Below are 15,498 nucleotides of genomic sequence, written 5' to 3'. Positions count from 1 at the left end.
TGATGAAAGGCATAATAAGCACCCAGATCGAAGTTGTTATCCCATTCCATGATGTCGATTCTATGGGCATTACCTGGCATGGCAACTACCTACGCTATTTTGAGGTTGCTCGCTGTCAGTTACTCGACAAGATTGATTACGGCTACCGTGCCATGCAAGATTCAGGCTATAGCTGGCCCATTGTTGATCTGCAGATAAAATATGTGCAATCGAGTACTTTCGAACAAAAAGTGATTATAAAAGCAGCCATTGTAGAGTGGGAGAACCGCCTTAAAATCAACTATCAAGTACTGGATGCCGCAACTCAAAAACGCATAACCAAGGGTTATACCATTCAAGCGGCAGTTGATATGCAAACTGAAGAGCTGTGCTTTGTGACCCCTGATATATTCCAGCATAAGATTGCAGCGCTAATAGCTGATGTCGAGCCATCGAGCCCTGCAGTTGGGTCAGTTAAGGGCATAAGCCGATGAGATTGATGCTGTTGAAAAGAGCATGTCAGCAACTTATATTACTAACCACTTTACTGCTGGCAAGTAGCGCAAGTTTTGGCGCCGATAACCAAACGGATTTTACCACTTTGTTTAGCCAACAGGCATCAAGTGCAGAGCTTGAACAACTGACGCAGCAACTATCACCGAGTCCGCAAGCAAAGGGGCTGTTTACTCAGCATCGCTATTTAAAAGTACTCAAAAAGCCATTGCTGAGCCACGGTAATTTTGTATTTTCTAAACAACTTGGTATCGTTTGGCAGCAACAATCTCCTTTTAGTAGCACCTTGATTTTGCAAGCCGGGAAGCTGACGCAAATCGACAGCCAAGGGCAAATTCAGGTAACACAGGCCCAGCAATCTGCTAGCACAAGTCAGTTATCACAGCTCATGCCCACACTACTCAATGCACTGCTTAGCGGCGACTTACAAACGCTGCAACAGCATTTCAAACTCAGCATCCACAGTGCCACCAGCAACAACCCACAATGGCAGCTAGGACTCACTCCGATAGATCCTATGGTGCAAAAGGCCATGCCTCGGCTCGTATTGAGCGGCGAGACGCATATTCAAACCTTAATCCTATTTAGCGATAATCAAGATCGCAGCCGTATTGAGTTTTCTGAGCTTGTTGAACAACCATTAACTGAGCAAGACAAGGCGCGCTTCTCGCCCGCTATCGCTGATATCCTCAGAGAGACTCAATGAGCGTCAAACTACAGAGTATCGCACTTGGCTTTCTATCCCGAATAAGCCCTACCAAAAAACTAGCGATCTGGTTGATGCTAGTCGTTAGCACGCTAGTTGTCGGCGGCGTTCAATGGCAATCTGGTGCAAAAATTCAAACCGACATATTAGCAATGCTGCCTAAAGTGAGCGAAAGCCCACTGACACAAAGGGCAATGGCAGCGGTTGAGCAGCAACTTGCTAACAGGCTCTATATCGGGGTTATTGCAGCAGATAAAAGTGAGGCGGTTAATAGCGCCTCACTGTTAATGCAGCAGTTGAAAACACACAGTGCAGCAGTATTCACTGATGTTGCAAGCGCAGATATATCTCAAGCACAGGCTTTAAATGCTTTTTATTTTCCCTATCGCTTTAACCTGCTCACCGATAGGCAACAGCAACAGCTTAGTCAACAGCAATGGCCGCAGCTCACTCAAGCCAGCCTACAAAAACTTTATAGCGCATTTGGCTATGCCAATAGTGGTCTCATTAGCCAAGATCCGCTACTGCTCTACCCTGATAACTTACTGGCACTTGCTCCCAAGCAAGCACTATCGGTGCAAAATGGCGTATTGCTGAGCACGTTGCCACAAAACAACAGCCATACTTCTCCCAAGTACATCGCGATTGTGATGGCGAAGGGGTTACAAAGCGCATTTAGTCCCAATGCTCAACAGCAGCAGTTAGCCGCACTAGAACAAGCAATGAGCGCTGTCACAGCTGATAATGCAGAGGTAAGTTTCATCAAGGCAGGCGCGCTGTTTCATGCCGCTGCAGCCACAGACAATGCCAAGCAAGAGGTCTCAAGTATTGGGCTAATCTCGCTTGTCGGTGTAATCGCATTAGTGTGGTTGGCTTTTCGCTCTGTGATGCCATTGACCATAGCTATCATTACCTTGAGTAGTAGCTTACTGTTTGCCATCGTGCTAACGCTATTGGTCTTTGGTGAACTGCATCTACTGACCTTAGTATTTGGCACTAGCCTCATTGGTATCGCCATCGATTACTGTTTTCACTTTTACTGCGAGCGCCTCAATAATCCGAGCCTTGATGCTAACCAGGCCTCATTAACTATTTTACCCGCCATTTCACTGGCGCTAGTCACTAGCATTGTCGCCTATGGTTCTTTAGGGTTAGCGCCTTTTCCTGGTATGCAGCAAGTCGCGATATTCTGCGCTGCAGGGCTGATCGGCGCATACTTAACCTTGGTGTTTGCTTACCCTAAATTGGCTTGCGCGAAACTTAAAGATAGCCAGCATCTTCTCGATATAGCTGATCGCTACCAAAACTTTATGCTTAAGCGTGTTATGCCATCATCTCGATTAACCAGTAGCATATGGTTACTAGTCGGTATGACTTTTACAGCGATGGGATTGAACCAACTTCGCAGTGACGATGATATTCGCCAGTTGCAGCACACTCCCACAGCTATTCAACAACAAGAAGACAGTTTACGCACGGTGCTAAGTGGCGGCACTGACAATCAGTTCTTGCTGGTTCACGCTAATAGTGAAGAGGCGCTTAAGTTACAGCTTGAGCAGCTCGAGCCACTACTTGAGTCGGCAGCTAAACAACAGTTGATAGGAAACCATTTCAGTTTAAGTCGCTTTCTTCCGAGTGAGAAAACCCAAGCGAGTAACTATCTGCTACAGCAACAGATCTATCTAGATAATTTAACTGAAATCTTAGCCAGATTAGGTATTGAAGAGAGCATAGCTCAACCACTTGTGGATGAGTATCACGCCGCAAATGGCCGCTATATCGAGGCAAATACATTTATAAACTCAGCAGCTGGCCAGCAGTTAGCTCCATTGTGGCTTATACCTGAGCAAGGCTCAGATTACGGCGCGATTGTCATGCTCGGCGGTATTAAACAACTTGATAAACTCTCAACGCTGTTTAGCAACAACCCCAATGTACAGTTGATTGATAAAGTCGGTGAGATCTCAAAACTGATGAGCCACTACCGACAACTTACCTTAGCATTACTGGTTATCGCGCTGATTGCAGCATTAGCTATTTTTACATTGAGGTTCGGCATTAAGTTAGCCATTATTGTCGTCTGTGTACCTGCGTTTTCAGCTTTATTAACCCTATCCGCTTTAGGTTTACTTCAGGCACCATTGACACTATTTCATGCCTTAGCACTAATTTTAGTGTTTGGGATCGGTATCGACTACAGCCTGTTTTTTGCTGAAGCCAAACAACAGACTCGCGGCGTGATGATGGCGGTGCTTATGTCTGCCACCTCTACCCTACTGGCCTTTGGTTTACTCGCCTTTAGCCAAACCCCAGCGATTAGCGCGTTCGGTTTAACACTACTAATCGGTATTAGCTTTACCTTTTTACTCTCTCCCTTTATTCAGATTTTCACAAGGAAAACAGCCGAATGCTAAGCACTCACGCACATCAAAACACTACCAGTGTTGAAGAGGTCGATGTCGCCATTATAGGTGCAGGGCCATCAGGTAGCATTGTTGCAAGCTTGCTGCATGCCCAAGGAAAGCGTGTGCTAGTGCTTGAAAAGCAACATTTTCCACGCTTTTCCATTGGGGAGAGTTTGCTACCTTGCTGCATGCAGGTAATAGCAGAAGCCAATATGCTTGACGCGGTTAACCGAGCGGGCTTTCAATATAAAGATGGCGCCGCATTTAGATGTGGCGACCGATATACCACTTTTGATTTTAACGATAAGTTTAGCCAAGGACCGGGCACAACTTTTCAAGTTGAGCGGGCAAAGTTCGATAAACTACTGGCAGATGAAGCCACCAAGCAGGGTGTTGAAATCCGTTATGGCCAATCGGTAGAATCGGTCGATTTAACCGACGTGCCGCAACTCAGCGTAAAAAATGAAGCGGGCGAAAGCTACAGTGTCAACGCCAAGTTTATCCTAGATGCCAGTGGTTTTGGTCGCGTATTACCGCGATTACTTGAGTTAGAAAAACCATCGAGCTTACCGACACGCACTGCAGTATTTAATCATATTCAAGACAACATCACTTGCAGCGACTTTGACCGAAATAAGATCCTTATTAGCGTTCATCCAAAGAACCAAGATATTTGGTATTGGCTTATTCCATTTAGCGATGGCCGCTGCTCTATTGGCGTAGTAGCTGAGCCCCACCAGCTTGGCGATTTAACCGCTAATCTAGACGATGTATTGCTAGAGATGATCTCTCAAGAGCCAGGACTTAAGCGATTATTAGCCAATGCTGAGCTGATTAACGATAGCGGGATATTAAAGGGTTACTCCGCTAACGTGACCACCTTAGCAACAGACAAATTTGCACTGCTTGGTAATGCTGGAGAGTTCCTCGACCCCGTATTTTCATCGGGCGTCACCATTGCGATGCAGTCTGCGTCTTTAGCAGCCAAAGCGCTGGTTAAGCAACTCGACGGTGAAAGTATTAATTGGCAAACTGAATATGCTGAGCCGTTGATGAAAGGGGTCGATACCTTTAGAACTTATGTTGAAGCATGGTATGACTGCCGCTTTCAAGAGGCTATCTTCTATCAAAATCCTGATGTCACCATTAAGCAGATGATCTGCTCAATACTCGCTGGCTATGCATGGGATCAGAATAATCCCTTCGTTAGTGAGTCTAAAAGACGCCTTAATATGGTTGTAGAGCTATGCCGCAGTTAGGATTCCGATTAAAAACACTCGCCATTGTTGCGCTACTGCTATTAACGGGCTGTAGCCAAACACTGCAAAGACAGACCTGCGTTGAGCTTCCAAGCGATGTGAGTTATTGCCTTGCGCCGATTACTGGTAGCGGTCAGAACCCACAAGCAGCAGTAGCTGAGCGCAGCCTGACACAAAAAGCCACCATAAAAACTCAGTTAAGCCAGCATGAATTATTAACTCAACTTGAGCTTACCGCACTGCAGTTAACCTTAGTCGGTTTGGCTCCACTAGGGCAGCCACTATTCACCCTCACTTATGACGATCATCAGCTCATTAGTGAGCAAAGTGCACTGCTCGGCTCGCAATTTAAGGCAGAGTACCTGCTAGCTATTATGCAGCTTATCTATTGGGATGAAGACAGTATTAATCAACATCTACAAAATGGTTATATACAAGGCTATAATTGCGATGCAGGCTATTGCCGAAGGCTTTATGTCGATAAGCAACACAGTGTTATTGACGATGAGGCAATTGTCACAATTAGTTATAGTCAGCGGAACCTTTGGTCAGCTAACGTCAAACTCAATATAGATGCAGCGAACTTTGAGCTCATCATCAACCCGTTATAAACCTGTTATGGTGATTTAAAGTGAACTCAAAGACTGCAATAGCAATAACACAGATAGGTTTATGTACGCCATTAGGTGACAGCCCATCCGCCGTGTTCAATAACCTGATTAATGCCAACATTGACGGTATGAAATGGCGCGACGACTTAATGCTTGAGCGTCCTGCACTTGTGGGTGAGGTCCGTAGCGTATTGCAACCATTAGCTATAAAATGGCAGCATTTTGATACCCGTAATAATCAAATAGCGTTAGTCGCAGCTAAGCAGATTAAACAGCAAGTCTTAGCAGCCAAAGAGCAATATGGCGCAGATAGAGTGGCGGTAATCATCGGCACCAGCACCTCAGGTATTGCCACTGGTGAGCAAGCTTTGGCTCAACACAGTCAGTACGGCGAGTTCCCGACTGGATACGACTATGCGCAGCAAGAATTAGGCGATACCAGCCAATTCTTACGGCATTACTTTGGCCTAAGCGGCCCGTGCCTGACCGTTTCAACAGCCTGCTCTTCAAGTGCTAAAGCCTTTGCAAGTGCCCGCAGAATGCTCAATGCTGATCTGTGTGATATCGCTATTGTTGGCGGTGTCGACTCCCTGTGCCAATTAACCCTCAATGGTTTTAACTCGCTTGAGTCAATTTCCAAGGGACATTGTCAGCCTTTTAGTGTCAATCGTGACGGTATCAATATTGGTGAAGGGGCAGCGCTATTTCTGTTAGCCCGCGCAACGGAGCGGGATGAAATACTATTAGCTGGAGTAGGTGAATCAAGCGATGCCTACCATATCTCCGCACCGCACCCTGATGGCATAGGTGCTATCACAGCTATGCACTCAGCGCTAAATATGGCGCAGTTAGCACCAGAGAAAATTAGTTACTTAAACTTGCACGGCACCGCAACACCGAAAAATGACGCAATGGAAAGCCGCGCCGTCAATACGGTATTTAGTCATCATCCACCTGCATGCAGCTCGACTAAACCGCTGATTGGCCACACCTTGGGAGCGGCTGGAGCCATTGAGGCGGCGTTTTGCTACCTGCTACTTAGTGACTTAAATACTGACAGCCTATTACCTCCACAAGTGTGGGACGGACAGCAAGATCCCAATAACCCAGTATTACCTTTAGTCGTTCAAGGGGATTGTGCTCCACTACAGCATGTTATGAGTAACTCTTTCGCCTTTGGCGGCAGTAATGCCAGCCTAATTCTTAGCAGGAATAGACAAACAACCGAGCGAGCGAATACAGATGTTTGATATAACCACCCTTGCCAGTCAAGACGTTGAGCAGTTTATTCCTCACCGACAACCCATGGTGTTGATTAGTCAGTTACTTGAGTTTGAAGCCGATAGCTTGCTCACTCAAACTGTTATCAGCAGCGCTAGCGCCTATTTTGATGAAAGCCTATCTGGTGTGCCCAACTATGTCGGCATTGAATATATGGCGCAAAGTATTGCCGCCTTAGCAGGAGTAGAAGCACGGCTAAGAGACGATATTATTAGAGTGGGTTTCCTGCTGGGCACCCGTAAGCTGAAGATGCATATCACCCATTTTAAAGACGGCGAGACCTATCAAACCCATGTCACTCGACTCTATCAAGAGGACTCAGGTCTAGCGGTATTTGATTGTAAGGTAATGCACAATAAACAGCTGGTTGCTGAGGCTAATGTTAATGTATTTCAGCCACAAGATACCCAAGCCTATATTGCTGAAGCCACTGATTAATAAAAAATAACATCATAGACAACAGCGTAATCCCATTAAGCAAATCTAAGGGCGCTGTTAGGGAGAAAAGATGACTAAAAGAATCCTCATTACAGGTTCTAGCCGCGGTATTGGCAAAGCAGTCGCGTTAAAACTGGCAGAATCTGGATTTGATATCGCCATGCATTATCACCAAAATATAGACGCCGCCAATGAAACAAAGTACGCATTAGAGCAACTCGGTGTATCGGTATCTTGCCTTAAATTTGATATTGCCGATCGCGCAGCAGTTAAACAAGCTATTGAGCAAGATATCGAACAACATGGCGCCTATTACGGCGTTGTCTTAAATGCTGGCATAAACTGTGATACCGCTTTTCCTGCGATGACGGAGTCAGAGTGGGACAGCGTAGTACATACTAACCTTGATGGCTTTTATAATGTTATTCACCCAACCGTGATGCCGATGGTACAAGCAAGGCAAGGCGGGCGCATTGTCACCATGGCTTCAGTATCGGGTATTGCAGGTAATCGCGGCCAAGTTAACTACAGCGCCTCAAAAGCCGGCATTATCGGTGCCACTAAAGCGCTATCACTTGAGCTAGCGAAACGCAAAATCACCGTCAACTGCATTGCTCCTGGCCTTATCGAAACTGATATGGTGTCAGATATTCCAAAAGATATGGTCAACACGATTGTGCCGATGCGACGGATGGGCAAAGCCTCTGAAATCGCAGGGCTGGCTAATTTCTTGATGTCAGATGACGCAGCCTATATCACACGCCAAGTGATTTCGGTTAATGGAGGCATGATATGAACCGCCTGCCACGCAGAGTCGTAATTACAGGCATAGGCGGAATAACCGCTCTAGGCCACGACTGGCAAACCATTGCTGCTAACCTAAAAGCACAGAAAAACTGTGTCGTTAAGCTTGATGAGTGGGATAAATTTGATGGACTAAATACCCGCTTAGCCGCTCCAGTTACCGACTTTCAGCAGCCAGCGCACTATTCACGTAAAAAAATTCGCTCCATGGGACGAGTATCCATTATGGCCACCCGCGCCAGTGAGCTCGCGCTGATTGATGCCAATCTGCTGGACGATCCTGTCGTCACTTCCGGCGCGATGGGAATAGCCTACGGCTCATCTACTGGCAGTACCGACCCGATTATCGCCTTTGGCGATATGCTCAAAACTGGTGATATGTCTGGCGTCACTGCTACCAGCTACATACGTATGATGGCGCATACTACCGCAGTCAATGTTGGAGTATTTTTTGGCTTAAAAGGCCGAGTGCATACGACAAGCAGCGCGTGTACCTCTGGCAGTCAAGGCATTGGTTACTCCTACGAAGCGATCAAATACGGCCAGCAAGATCTTATGCTAGCCGGTGGCGGTGAAGAGCTTTGCCCAACAGAAGCCGTGGTGTTCGATACCCTGTTTGCTACCAGTACCCAAAATGATACTCCAGCCGAAACACCGAAACCCTTCGATAAACAGCGTGACGGATTAGTGATTGGTGAAGGCGCATGTACCTTAGTGCTTGAAGAACTTGAACATGCAAAGGCTCGCGGCGCAAAAATCTATGCTGAAATAGTAGGTTTCGGCACCAACTCTGATGGCTTACATGTCACTCAGCCAAATGCTGACACCATGGAAAAAGCCATTAGATTGGCACTCAAAGATGCCCAAATCGATGCTGGAAAAATTGGTTATGTGAATGCTCATGGCACCGCTACTGATCGCGGTGATATTGCTGAAACGCAGGCGACTCATGCGGTTTTTGGTGGCTCACAACCAATATCATCGCTGAAAAGTTATACCGGGCACACCTTAGGTGCTTGCGGGGCGCTTGAAGCTTGGACGAGCATAGAGATGATGAATGAAGGCTGGTTTGCCCCAACACTGAACCTCACGGAGATTGACCCCGAATGTGGGCAGCTCGACTATATCAAAGACGCTATTAGGCAGATTGAAACCGATTATGTCATGAGTAATAACTTTGCCTTTGGCGGCATTAACACCTCTCTCATCTTTAAAAAGTGGTCTAGTTAACGCTCAGACAGTGCCTCCAGCTTGGGGGCTATGTTTTCAAAAAACATTGATTAGAGAAATCTTATTGAATTAAGTCTAATGATAAGTTTTAATAGACCCTCTACTATTGACGTCACAACGAGAGAAAACCTATGTCTGAAGTAACACTGTCGAAACTGTCTCATTGTGAGCCTGGTGATAAATGTTGGCAACTGATTAAGCAAGGTGCCTTGGTGATTGATGTACGCAGCCCACAAGAGTTTGCTGGCGGCCACCTACCACAAGCGGTTAATGTTCCGTTGGATACTTTAGCCACTTGGGTTGCCCGTGTTAGCAACCCTCAGCAAATATTTTTACTCTATTGCGGTGCAGGGATCAGAGCGCAAAAAGGCTGTGATATTCTATCAGCAAGTGGCCTTCCAAGCGTAGTCAACGCAGGTGCCCTTAAAGATTTACTCGCCTGTGAGCCAAAGCGTTAACCAGTTGCTTAAATGAGATGCCGTAATCTTTACGGCTTTAACACTGGCTAGACAAAATGATTTAAACTCTCCTTTCTGACCTCCAGCCTCCTCTACTTTCAGCAAAAAACATCAAAAAATTGATAATTTTTTCACCTTCATAAACATAAACATACTCGATAAACCAACGTAAAACAGTAATGACAGGTAGACAAAATGTAACTAAATTGTGATCGTTATTTTTTTGAAGGCCGTATAGCGAGATGAACCCAAACAAAACAAGGGAAATCCTATGCAACGCCTATATCCTAGTGCCTTAATTATTTCTGCACTCGCATTAACAGCATGTGGTAGTGATGATGACAATAATCCAAGCCCAGAACCAGCAGTGCTCACTGTTGTTGATACATCACAAGTTCGTGTCATCCATGCCAGTGCAGATGCCCCCATGGTCAATATCACCGCTAACGGAGCTAGCCTACTCACTGATGTTGACTATGCTCAATCTTCAGGACTGCTAACTGTTGATTCCGCAACTTATGCCATAACTGTCGATGCCAAACTTCCAGGCGATGACACCCTCACTGTATTAGAAGCCAATTTGGATGCCGAAGCAGATATGGAGTACACCGCTGTCGCAGTCGGCAGTGTCGCGGATAACAACTTAGGGCTGGTACTAATTGCCAATGCTGCAGCAGAAATTGCCGCCGATTACGCCCGCGTACAAGTGCTGCACGGCACTGTTGGTGTAGGTGAAGTTGATGTATACGTTACCGAACCAAACGCAGATATCAGTATGATGTCAGCAACTCTATCGCTTGATTATCTCGCTTATACTGATCAGATTGAACTCGCTGCAGGAGATTACCAGATCCGTATTACCGCTGCGGACCAAAAAGATGTCGTTTATGACTCTGGGGCTGTCAGCTTAATGGCGCAGGCAGACTACTTACTCACTGCCGTTACTAATGTATGGAGCGGAGCTGCCCCTGTAGCGCTACTTGCTGCGCTGCCTGAAGGGCAAGCATTAATCCAAGACAAGGATGCTGGCGCTGATTTACGAGTTATTCATGCTGTCGCCGACGCTCCCGCTGTTGATGTATTCTTAGACGGCTCAACGACGCCTGCAGTTGATATGTTGTCTTTCAAGCAAGTCACTGGATTTTTAAATGTACCTGAAGGTGACCACACTGTGACAGTTGCTGCTGATGCAGACAATTCAGTGGTAGTTATTGACGCTGCCGAAGTCACTTTGGAGCAGGGAATGAGTTACTCAGCATTCGCGGTAGGTTCACTAACAGACTCAGATATTTCACCATTCATTGTAATGGAAAGTCCTCGCAGAATTGCCACCGCAGCCAAGCTTAGTGTATCGCACACTTCATACTCAGCGGGTAATGTAGACATCTACTTAACGGCTACTGACGATATCAGTGATGCCACTCCAGCGTTAAGCGATGTACCCTTTATGGCGACTTCAGGAGCATTGTCAATTGCTGCTGGTGACTATGTGGTTAACGTGACTCCACATGACAGCAAAACCGTGGCTATTGGTCCACTGCCAGTAAGCTTAATGGCAGGTGGGATCTACAGTGTAGCTGCCGTCGACAATATGGGCGGTGGAGTACCTTTAGGTGTAATTTTAATGGACGACTTTGTAGCAAAATAAAAGACTAAAGACTTACAAAGCGGCATGCTTCTAATGCCGCTTTTTTGTGTGAAAAATTTAGTCACTGCTTTTCGGTCGACTGACGAAACGACCATCAAATACGGCACACAGTTTATCAGCACACCAAAGCTCTATAGATAAATTGACTCGAATTCGTTTACCACGTTGCAATGCTGATAGATCTGTATCTATCCATTCTGTTTTGGCAACAGGATCTGCAGTAATAGGGGCAATATAACGAACATTGGCATCCGCCAGCACGATATCAGCATCCACCTTCGCCAGCTGTTGTTGCAGCCACACCATGCCCCAACCCGTTAGGGTCATAAGCGTATAAATACTGCCGGCAAACATAGTTTGATGCAGATTCACATTGGGGGTTAATGGCGCAGTAACACTAAAACTTTGCCCGGAAAAACTGAGAGGAGCGATCTGCATAAACTGACTAACGGGAATCGTCTGATACCAAGTGCTTTGCAGTTGCTTTAGTAAGCTATCTTCGTCAAAAGCCAGTTTTTGCATAACCACTATACCTGCAAATTAAAGGTAACGGGGCCGTCATTGACCAAGGACACTTTCATGTCAGCAGCAAACTCACCCGTTTGTGTGTTAACGCCTTTCGAAAGACAAAAATCAACAAAAGCTTGGTAAAGTTCTCGCGCTTGTTCAGGTGTTCCCGCACCCGAAAAACTTGGGCGTAGACCGCGACCAGTATCTGCTGCTAAGGTAAACTGCGACACCACTAATAAACTGCCACCCGCTTGCTCTAGATTGAGGTTCATTTTACCATTCTCATCGGAGAAGACTCGATAACTCATCACCTTAGTTGCCAGTTTTTCCATTTTGGCTAAATCATCTTCGCGCTCAACACCTAATAGCACTAACAGGCCTTTATCTATCTCTCCAATGGTTTCACCATCAACGACTACGTTAGCTTCACTTACACGTTGAATTAAGGCAATCACTTACACACTCTCCCTTAAAAATTAATAGCTTAAATAAAAAATCGAAGACGAATGCTGCGCTTACGGATAACTGAGCGATCGCAAGTTCACTTTCGGAAAATAGTTTTCCCGCATTCTATAGGTTGGCATTTATACCGACAAATTCTAAAAAAACAATTGATGGGCTAAAGCCCAACCTACAGAAGATACATACTTTTCGTAAGCGCAAAGTTACGTATATAACCAAGTCACATCCGTAAGGTCATTTGTCTTAGCGTTCTCTACAACCTTTATTAGCCTTGCCTAAAGCCAAGAGCTTTCTGCTCCTAAGCCTTATTTTCCTTGAGCCTTGTTTAAATCGACTGAATATTCTGCATAACTGGGATCGGTTTAATCACATCTTCCGCCCCCTCAGGTAGCGACTTGCCAACCTGACGTAAACCTTCATCAGTCCACAATATAAAGCGACGGATCTCTTCCATGCTAATGGTATCAACAAAGGTTGCCGCACCTTGCACTTGGATGACTGCCCCTCGCTCTCTCACGACAAACTTAGCAAAGTTAAGTTTCTGATTAAGGGTACCAATCATCACTAATATCTCTTTGCTACCCACATACTTAGGATGAATAGCATAGAAGCGGTTCATTAAAATGCGGTCAATCCCTTCAGGGTTAATGCTAGGTTGTAAGATAAACTGGCTACTATCAAACTCCACAGCCACACCATTAGGACCCGCTTTCTTCGCTAAATAACTTTTATTCAATAGCGCTTCTAAAAGTTTGTCAGCAGCCTCTGCATCTGTCATATCACCAAGAGTCACGCTATCTGGGGCTTTAGTCGTTACTTCAACTTCAGTATTACTCTCTGTTGCTGCGCATGCTGTCAGCCCTAACATTAAAGCTATGATTATTAATTTTCTCATTTATGCTTATTTCCTTTCTCTATTATTTGGGCCATTTCCCGAATCGCGCTTACCACGGCTCTTGTCATTTTTATATCAGCCAAGGCATGGTAACCGCCTTTAATTTCCACCAAGTTAATGTGTTGGTTTTTGTAGTCTTGTAAAAAGCTTAATAGCACTCCAATCGGGCAAACCCAATCTAGCTCTCCTTGTATAATGACGGTTCGCGCCTGAATATTTACGAGTGAATCACATAGTTGTTCGAAAGCAGCAAAATAATTATTAGCCACATAATAAAGCTCGATGCTTGCTAACACCTGACTGAGATTTGTATTTTCCTTATATTGCTTACAACCTGGGTAAGCCAAAGCCATTTCCCAACGGAGCCAACGACGGGTAAAATCCTTGCGAACGCTAGCGCATTGATTATCCAATCCATCTCTATAACATGAAAAAAGCTGCTGCTTATCGGAGCTTGCAACAACACTAAAATCAAGCTGCTCAGATGGAAATAACCGCGCAGCCCCTTGTTGTCCATATAACCACCGAATACTCTCTTCGCTAGGAATGAACGCCCCCCACAACACCTGTTCGATGACTCTAGTAGGGTACGCCGCTGCGTATAACAGCCCTAGTGTTGCACCAAACGAACCTCCAGCAAGAGTCCATTTTGATATGTCCAGCCACTCTCGAACCTGTTCTATATCCGTGAGTAGCTTATTAACATTATTGTGCTTGAGCTCACCTCTAGGACGCGACAGCCCCGCCCCCCTTTGATCCATGAAAATGACTCGATATATAGACAGATCAAACAAAACGAGCTCTTCGGTTGAACAACCAGCTCCAGGACCGCCATGCAGATATAACAGCGGGATCCCATCCATATTGCCATATTGAGCCACGTAAAGTTCATGCCCATCGCCAACGGTCAGCCAGTCCCGTGATATTGACTGACACTCCACCTTTTTAAGCTCCGTCTTCAGCAGTCGGTTTCGTCTTTTTTGCAGCTTGCTTTGTTCTTTCTGCCGCTAAATCCAATTCTTCTAACTGAGCCGCTTCCGCTAACCGTGCCGCTCTGGCGATCTGACGCTCACGTAAATACTCTGGCATTGCAGCGGTAATTTCAGCACCAACTAACACTATGATCCAGGAAACATATACCCAAACAAACAAAATCGGGATCACCGCTAACGCGCCGTAAATAGCTTCATAACTAGGGAATTGAGTCACGTAAAATGCAAAGCCTTTTTTACCAAGTTCAAACAACATTGCTGCGACAATCGCTCCCAAGAGAGCATGGAAAAACTTTACCTTCTTATTTGGCACCACCATATAGAGCAGCAAAAATGCCGCTACAGAGAACATCATCGGCAAGCGCTCAATGATTAATGGCACCACGCCAGACAGCTCTGAGTCATTAAATAGCTTAAGCGACACCAGATAGGAAGTTGCAACCAGACTTGCCCCCACCAATACAGGCCCGAGTGTCAGCACCATCCAATACATAGAGAAGGAAACCGCGATCTGACGCTTCTCTTTAGTACGCCAAATACTGTTGAGTGACTTATCTATTGCAGAAATCAGCATTAGCGCCACCACAACCAAAGCGGCAATACCGACGGTTGTCCCTTTAGACGCATTATCAACAAACTCATTAATATAGAGCTGTACCGTATCCCCCGCAGCTGGTAAGAAGTTGTCATAAACAAATCCTTCAAGTTGACCTCGTATACCAGCAAAAACTGGAAATGCCGACAACATAGAAAACATCACCGCAACGATTGGAACTAAAGACAACAAGGTAACGTAAGCAAGATGCCCTGCCTTAATGTTGACTTGATCCTCTTTAAAGCGGCGCAGCAAATGTAAAAAAAATGCCCAAATACTCCACAAAAAAGACCGAAATTGATTTACTGCTATCTTATTTTTCACTTGTTACTCTTGATTCTGTTAAAGTTGTACCAAATCTGTACGACGATAAATGATTTATTTAGATCTATATCGGTACAATAAAGCTTATAACCTTCTCTTTACAAGTATAAGGATTGAATTGATGTCTCAACAAGGTTCCGCAGGCAATGTTATCGCCGCTATCGCAAGCTTTTTCTTTCCCGGTCTAGGGCAATTAGTACAAGGTCGCATATTAGCCGCATTGGTGTTTTGTATTGTCGCGGTAGTCGGTTATGCCATGTGGTGGTTAATCTTCCCAGCTATCATCGGCGGTATTGCACACCTGTGGAGTATTATCGATGCGGCTAAATTTCGCGCCAACTAGTGAATTTTACTTTAAGCCTAAATTTTAGAATCACTTTCAGGACTG

Annotated in this window: 17 protein-coding genes; 12 read left to right on the top strand and 5 right to left on the bottom strand. The window is 45.5% G+C overall.

The window, feature by feature from the left end:
• Nucleotides 1–2 precede the first annotated feature (2 nt).
• The 11 genes from L2730_RS11865 to L2730_RS11815 all read left to right on the top strand — a co-directional run bounded on the left by L2730_RS11865 (nt 3) and on the right by L2730_RS11815 (nt 11,332).
• Nucleotides 3–473, top strand: coding sequence for an acyl-CoA thioesterase (locus L2730_RS11865; protein WP_248974794.1), 471 nt, complete (start codon nt 3–5; stop codon nt 471–473).
• Entirely contained in the window at nt 470–1,198 is a 729-nt protein-coding gene (locus L2730_RS11860; protein ID WP_248974793.1) for a LolA family protein, read from the top strand. The genes L2730_RS11865 and L2730_RS11860 overlap by 4 nt, the downstream gene beginning before the upstream one ends.
• Complete coding sequence (locus L2730_RS11855) at nt 1,195–3,612, top strand: MMPL family transporter (protein WP_248974792.1); 2,418 nt, start codon at nt 1,195–1,197, stop codon at nt 3,610–3,612. The genes L2730_RS11860 and L2730_RS11855 overlap by 4 nt, the downstream gene beginning before the upstream one ends.
• On the top strand, nt 3,606–4,862 hold the full coding sequence (locus tag L2730_RS11850) for an NAD(P)/FAD-dependent oxidoreductase (RefSeq protein WP_248974791.1): 1,257 nt from the start codon (nt 3,606–3,608) through the stop codon (nt 4,860–4,862). The genes L2730_RS11855 and L2730_RS11850 overlap by 7 nt, the downstream gene beginning before the upstream one ends.
• Complete coding sequence (locus L2730_RS11845; protein WP_248974790.1) at nt 4,850–5,473, top strand: DUF3261 domain-containing protein; 624 nt, start codon at nt 4,850–4,852, stop codon at nt 5,471–5,473. The genes L2730_RS11850 and L2730_RS11845 overlap by 13 nt, the downstream gene beginning before the upstream one ends.
• 20 nt (nt 5,474–5,493) lie before the next feature.
• Entirely contained in the window at nt 5,494–6,723 is a 1,230-nt protein-coding gene (locus L2730_RS11840; RefSeq protein WP_248974789.1) for a beta-ketoacyl-[acyl-carrier-protein] synthase family protein, read from the top strand.
• The gene (locus L2730_RS11835) at nt 6,716–7,192 is read left to right on the top strand and encodes a hotdog family protein (RefSeq protein ID WP_248974788.1); all 477 of its coding nucleotides are present in this window, start codon (nt 6,716–6,718) and stop codon (nt 7,190–7,192) included. Before L2730_RS11840 ends, L2730_RS11835 begins: the two co-directional genes overlap by 8 nt.
• A 70-nt stretch (nt 7,193–7,262) precedes the next feature.
• The gene (locus tag L2730_RS11830) at nt 7,263–7,988 is read left to right on the top strand and encodes a 3-ketoacyl-ACP reductase FabG2 (protein ID WP_248974787.1); all 726 of its coding nucleotides are present in this window, start codon (nt 7,263–7,265) and stop codon (nt 7,986–7,988) included.
• Nucleotides 7,985–9,226, top strand: coding sequence for a beta-ketoacyl-ACP synthase (locus tag L2730_RS11825; RefSeq protein ID WP_248974786.1), 1,242 nt, complete (start codon nt 7,985–7,987; stop codon nt 9,224–9,226). The genes L2730_RS11830 and L2730_RS11825 overlap by 4 nt, the downstream gene beginning before the upstream one ends.
• Nucleotides 9,227–9,357: 131 nt before the next feature.
• The gene (locus tag L2730_RS11820) at nt 9,358–9,684 is read left to right on the top strand and encodes a rhodanese-like domain-containing protein (protein WP_248974785.1); all 327 of its coding nucleotides are present in this window, start codon (nt 9,358–9,360) and stop codon (nt 9,682–9,684) included.
• Between the two features lie 271 nt (nt 9,685–9,955).
• A complete protein-coding gene (locus L2730_RS11815; protein ID WP_248974784.1) occupies nt 9,956–11,332 on the top strand; it encodes a DUF4397 domain-containing protein in 1,377 nt (458 codons plus the stop codon).
• Between the two features lie 57 nt (nt 11,333–11,389).
• Here L2730_RS11815 and L2730_RS11810 read toward each other — a convergent pair whose 3' ends face one another.
• The 5 genes from L2730_RS11810 to L2730_RS11790 form a co-directional block, all read right to left on the bottom strand.
• Nucleotides 11,390–11,854 (bottom strand): thioesterase domain-containing protein, encoded by a 465-nt coding sequence (locus L2730_RS11810; protein ID WP_248974783.1) that lies wholly within the window; start codon nt 11,852–11,854, stop codon nt 11,390–11,392.
• A gap of 5 nt (nt 11,855–11,859) precedes the next feature.
• On the bottom strand, nt 11,860–12,297 hold the full coding sequence (gene dtd, locus L2730_RS11805) for a D-aminoacyl-tRNA deacylase (protein ID WP_248974782.1): 438 nt from the start codon (nt 12,295–12,297) through the stop codon (nt 11,860–11,862).
• Between the two features lie 332 nt (nt 12,298–12,629).
• On the bottom strand, nt 12,630–13,199 hold the full coding sequence (locus L2730_RS11800) for a hypothetical protein (RefSeq protein ID WP_248974781.1): 570 nt from the start codon (nt 13,197–13,199) through the stop codon (nt 12,630–12,632).
• On the bottom strand, nt 13,196–14,140 hold the full coding sequence (locus tag L2730_RS11795; protein WP_248974780.1) for an alpha/beta fold hydrolase: 945 nt from the start codon (nt 14,138–14,140) through the stop codon (nt 13,196–13,198). The genes L2730_RS11800 and L2730_RS11795 overlap by 4 nt, the downstream gene beginning before the upstream one ends.
• A gap of 4 nt (nt 14,141–14,144) precedes the next feature.
• On the bottom strand, nt 14,145–15,110 hold the full coding sequence (locus L2730_RS11790; RefSeq protein ID WP_248974779.1) for a virulence factor BrkB family protein: 966 nt from the start codon (nt 15,108–15,110) through the stop codon (nt 14,145–14,147).
• 121 nt (nt 15,111–15,231) lie between these two features.
• Between L2730_RS11790 and L2730_RS11785 the strand changes: the two genes are divergently transcribed.
• A complete protein-coding gene (locus L2730_RS11785; protein ID WP_248974778.1) occupies nt 15,232–15,453 on the top strand; it encodes a hypothetical protein in 222 nt (73 codons plus the stop codon).
• Nucleotides 15,454–15,498: the final 45 nt, after the last annotated feature.

The sequence above is a fragment of the Shewanella kaireitica genome (assembly GCF_023284045.1).
Classification (GTDB): Bacteria; Pseudomonadota; Gammaproteobacteria; order Enterobacterales; family Shewanellaceae; genus Shewanella; species Shewanella kaireitica.
The sequence above is the reverse complement of the archived record's forward strand: the minus strand, read 5'-3'. Positions and strand labels throughout refer to the sequence as shown.

Bases quoted from the DNA above. Each gene is read 5' to 3' on its own strand.
- L2730_RS11810 (WP_248974783.1), bottom strand. From the start codon at position 11,854: ATGCAAAAACTGGCTTTTGACGAAGATAGCTTACTAAAGCAACTGCAA.
- L2730_RS11825 (WP_248974786.1), top strand. From the start codon at position 7,985: ATGAACCGCCTGCCACGCAGAGTCGTAATTACAGGCATAGGCGGAATA.
- L2730_RS11830 (WP_248974787.1), top strand. From the start codon at position 7,263: ATGACTAAAAGAATCCTCATTACAGGTTCTAGCCGCGGTATTGGCAAA.
- L2730_RS11800 (WP_248974781.1), bottom strand. From the start codon at position 13,199: ATGAGAAAATTAATAATCATAGCTTTAATGTTAGGGCTGACAGCATGC.
- L2730_RS11850 (WP_248974791.1), top strand. From the start codon at position 3,606: ATGCTAAGCACTCACGCACATCAAAACACTACCAGTGTTGAAGAGGTC.
- L2730_RS11845 (WP_248974790.1), top strand. From the start codon at position 4,850: ATGCCGCAGTTAGGATTCCGATTAAAAACACTCGCCATTGTTGCGCTA.
- L2730_RS11820 (WP_248974785.1), top strand. From the start codon at position 9,358: ATGTCTGAAGTAACACTGTCGAAACTGTCTCATTGTGAGCCTGGTGAT.
- L2730_RS11785 (WP_248974778.1), top strand. From the start codon at position 15,232: ATGTCTCAACAAGGTTCCGCAGGCAATGTTATCGCCGCTATCGCAAGC.
- L2730_RS11865 (WP_248974794.1), top strand. From the start codon at position 3: ATGAAAGGCATAATAAGCACCCAGATCGAAGTTGTTATCCCATTCCAT.
- L2730_RS11835 (WP_248974788.1), top strand. From the start codon at position 6,716: ATGTTTGATATAACCACCCTTGCCAGTCAAGACGTTGAGCAGTTTATT.
- L2730_RS11860 (WP_248974793.1), top strand. From the start codon at position 470: ATGAGATTGATGCTGTTGAAAAGAGCATGTCAGCAACTTATATTACTA.
- L2730_RS11855 (WP_248974792.1), top strand. From the start codon at position 1,195: ATGAGCGTCAAACTACAGAGTATCGCACTTGGCTTTCTATCCCGAATA.
- L2730_RS11815 (WP_248974784.1), top strand. From the start codon at position 9,956: ATGCAACGCCTATATCCTAGTGCCTTAATTATTTCTGCACTCGCATTA.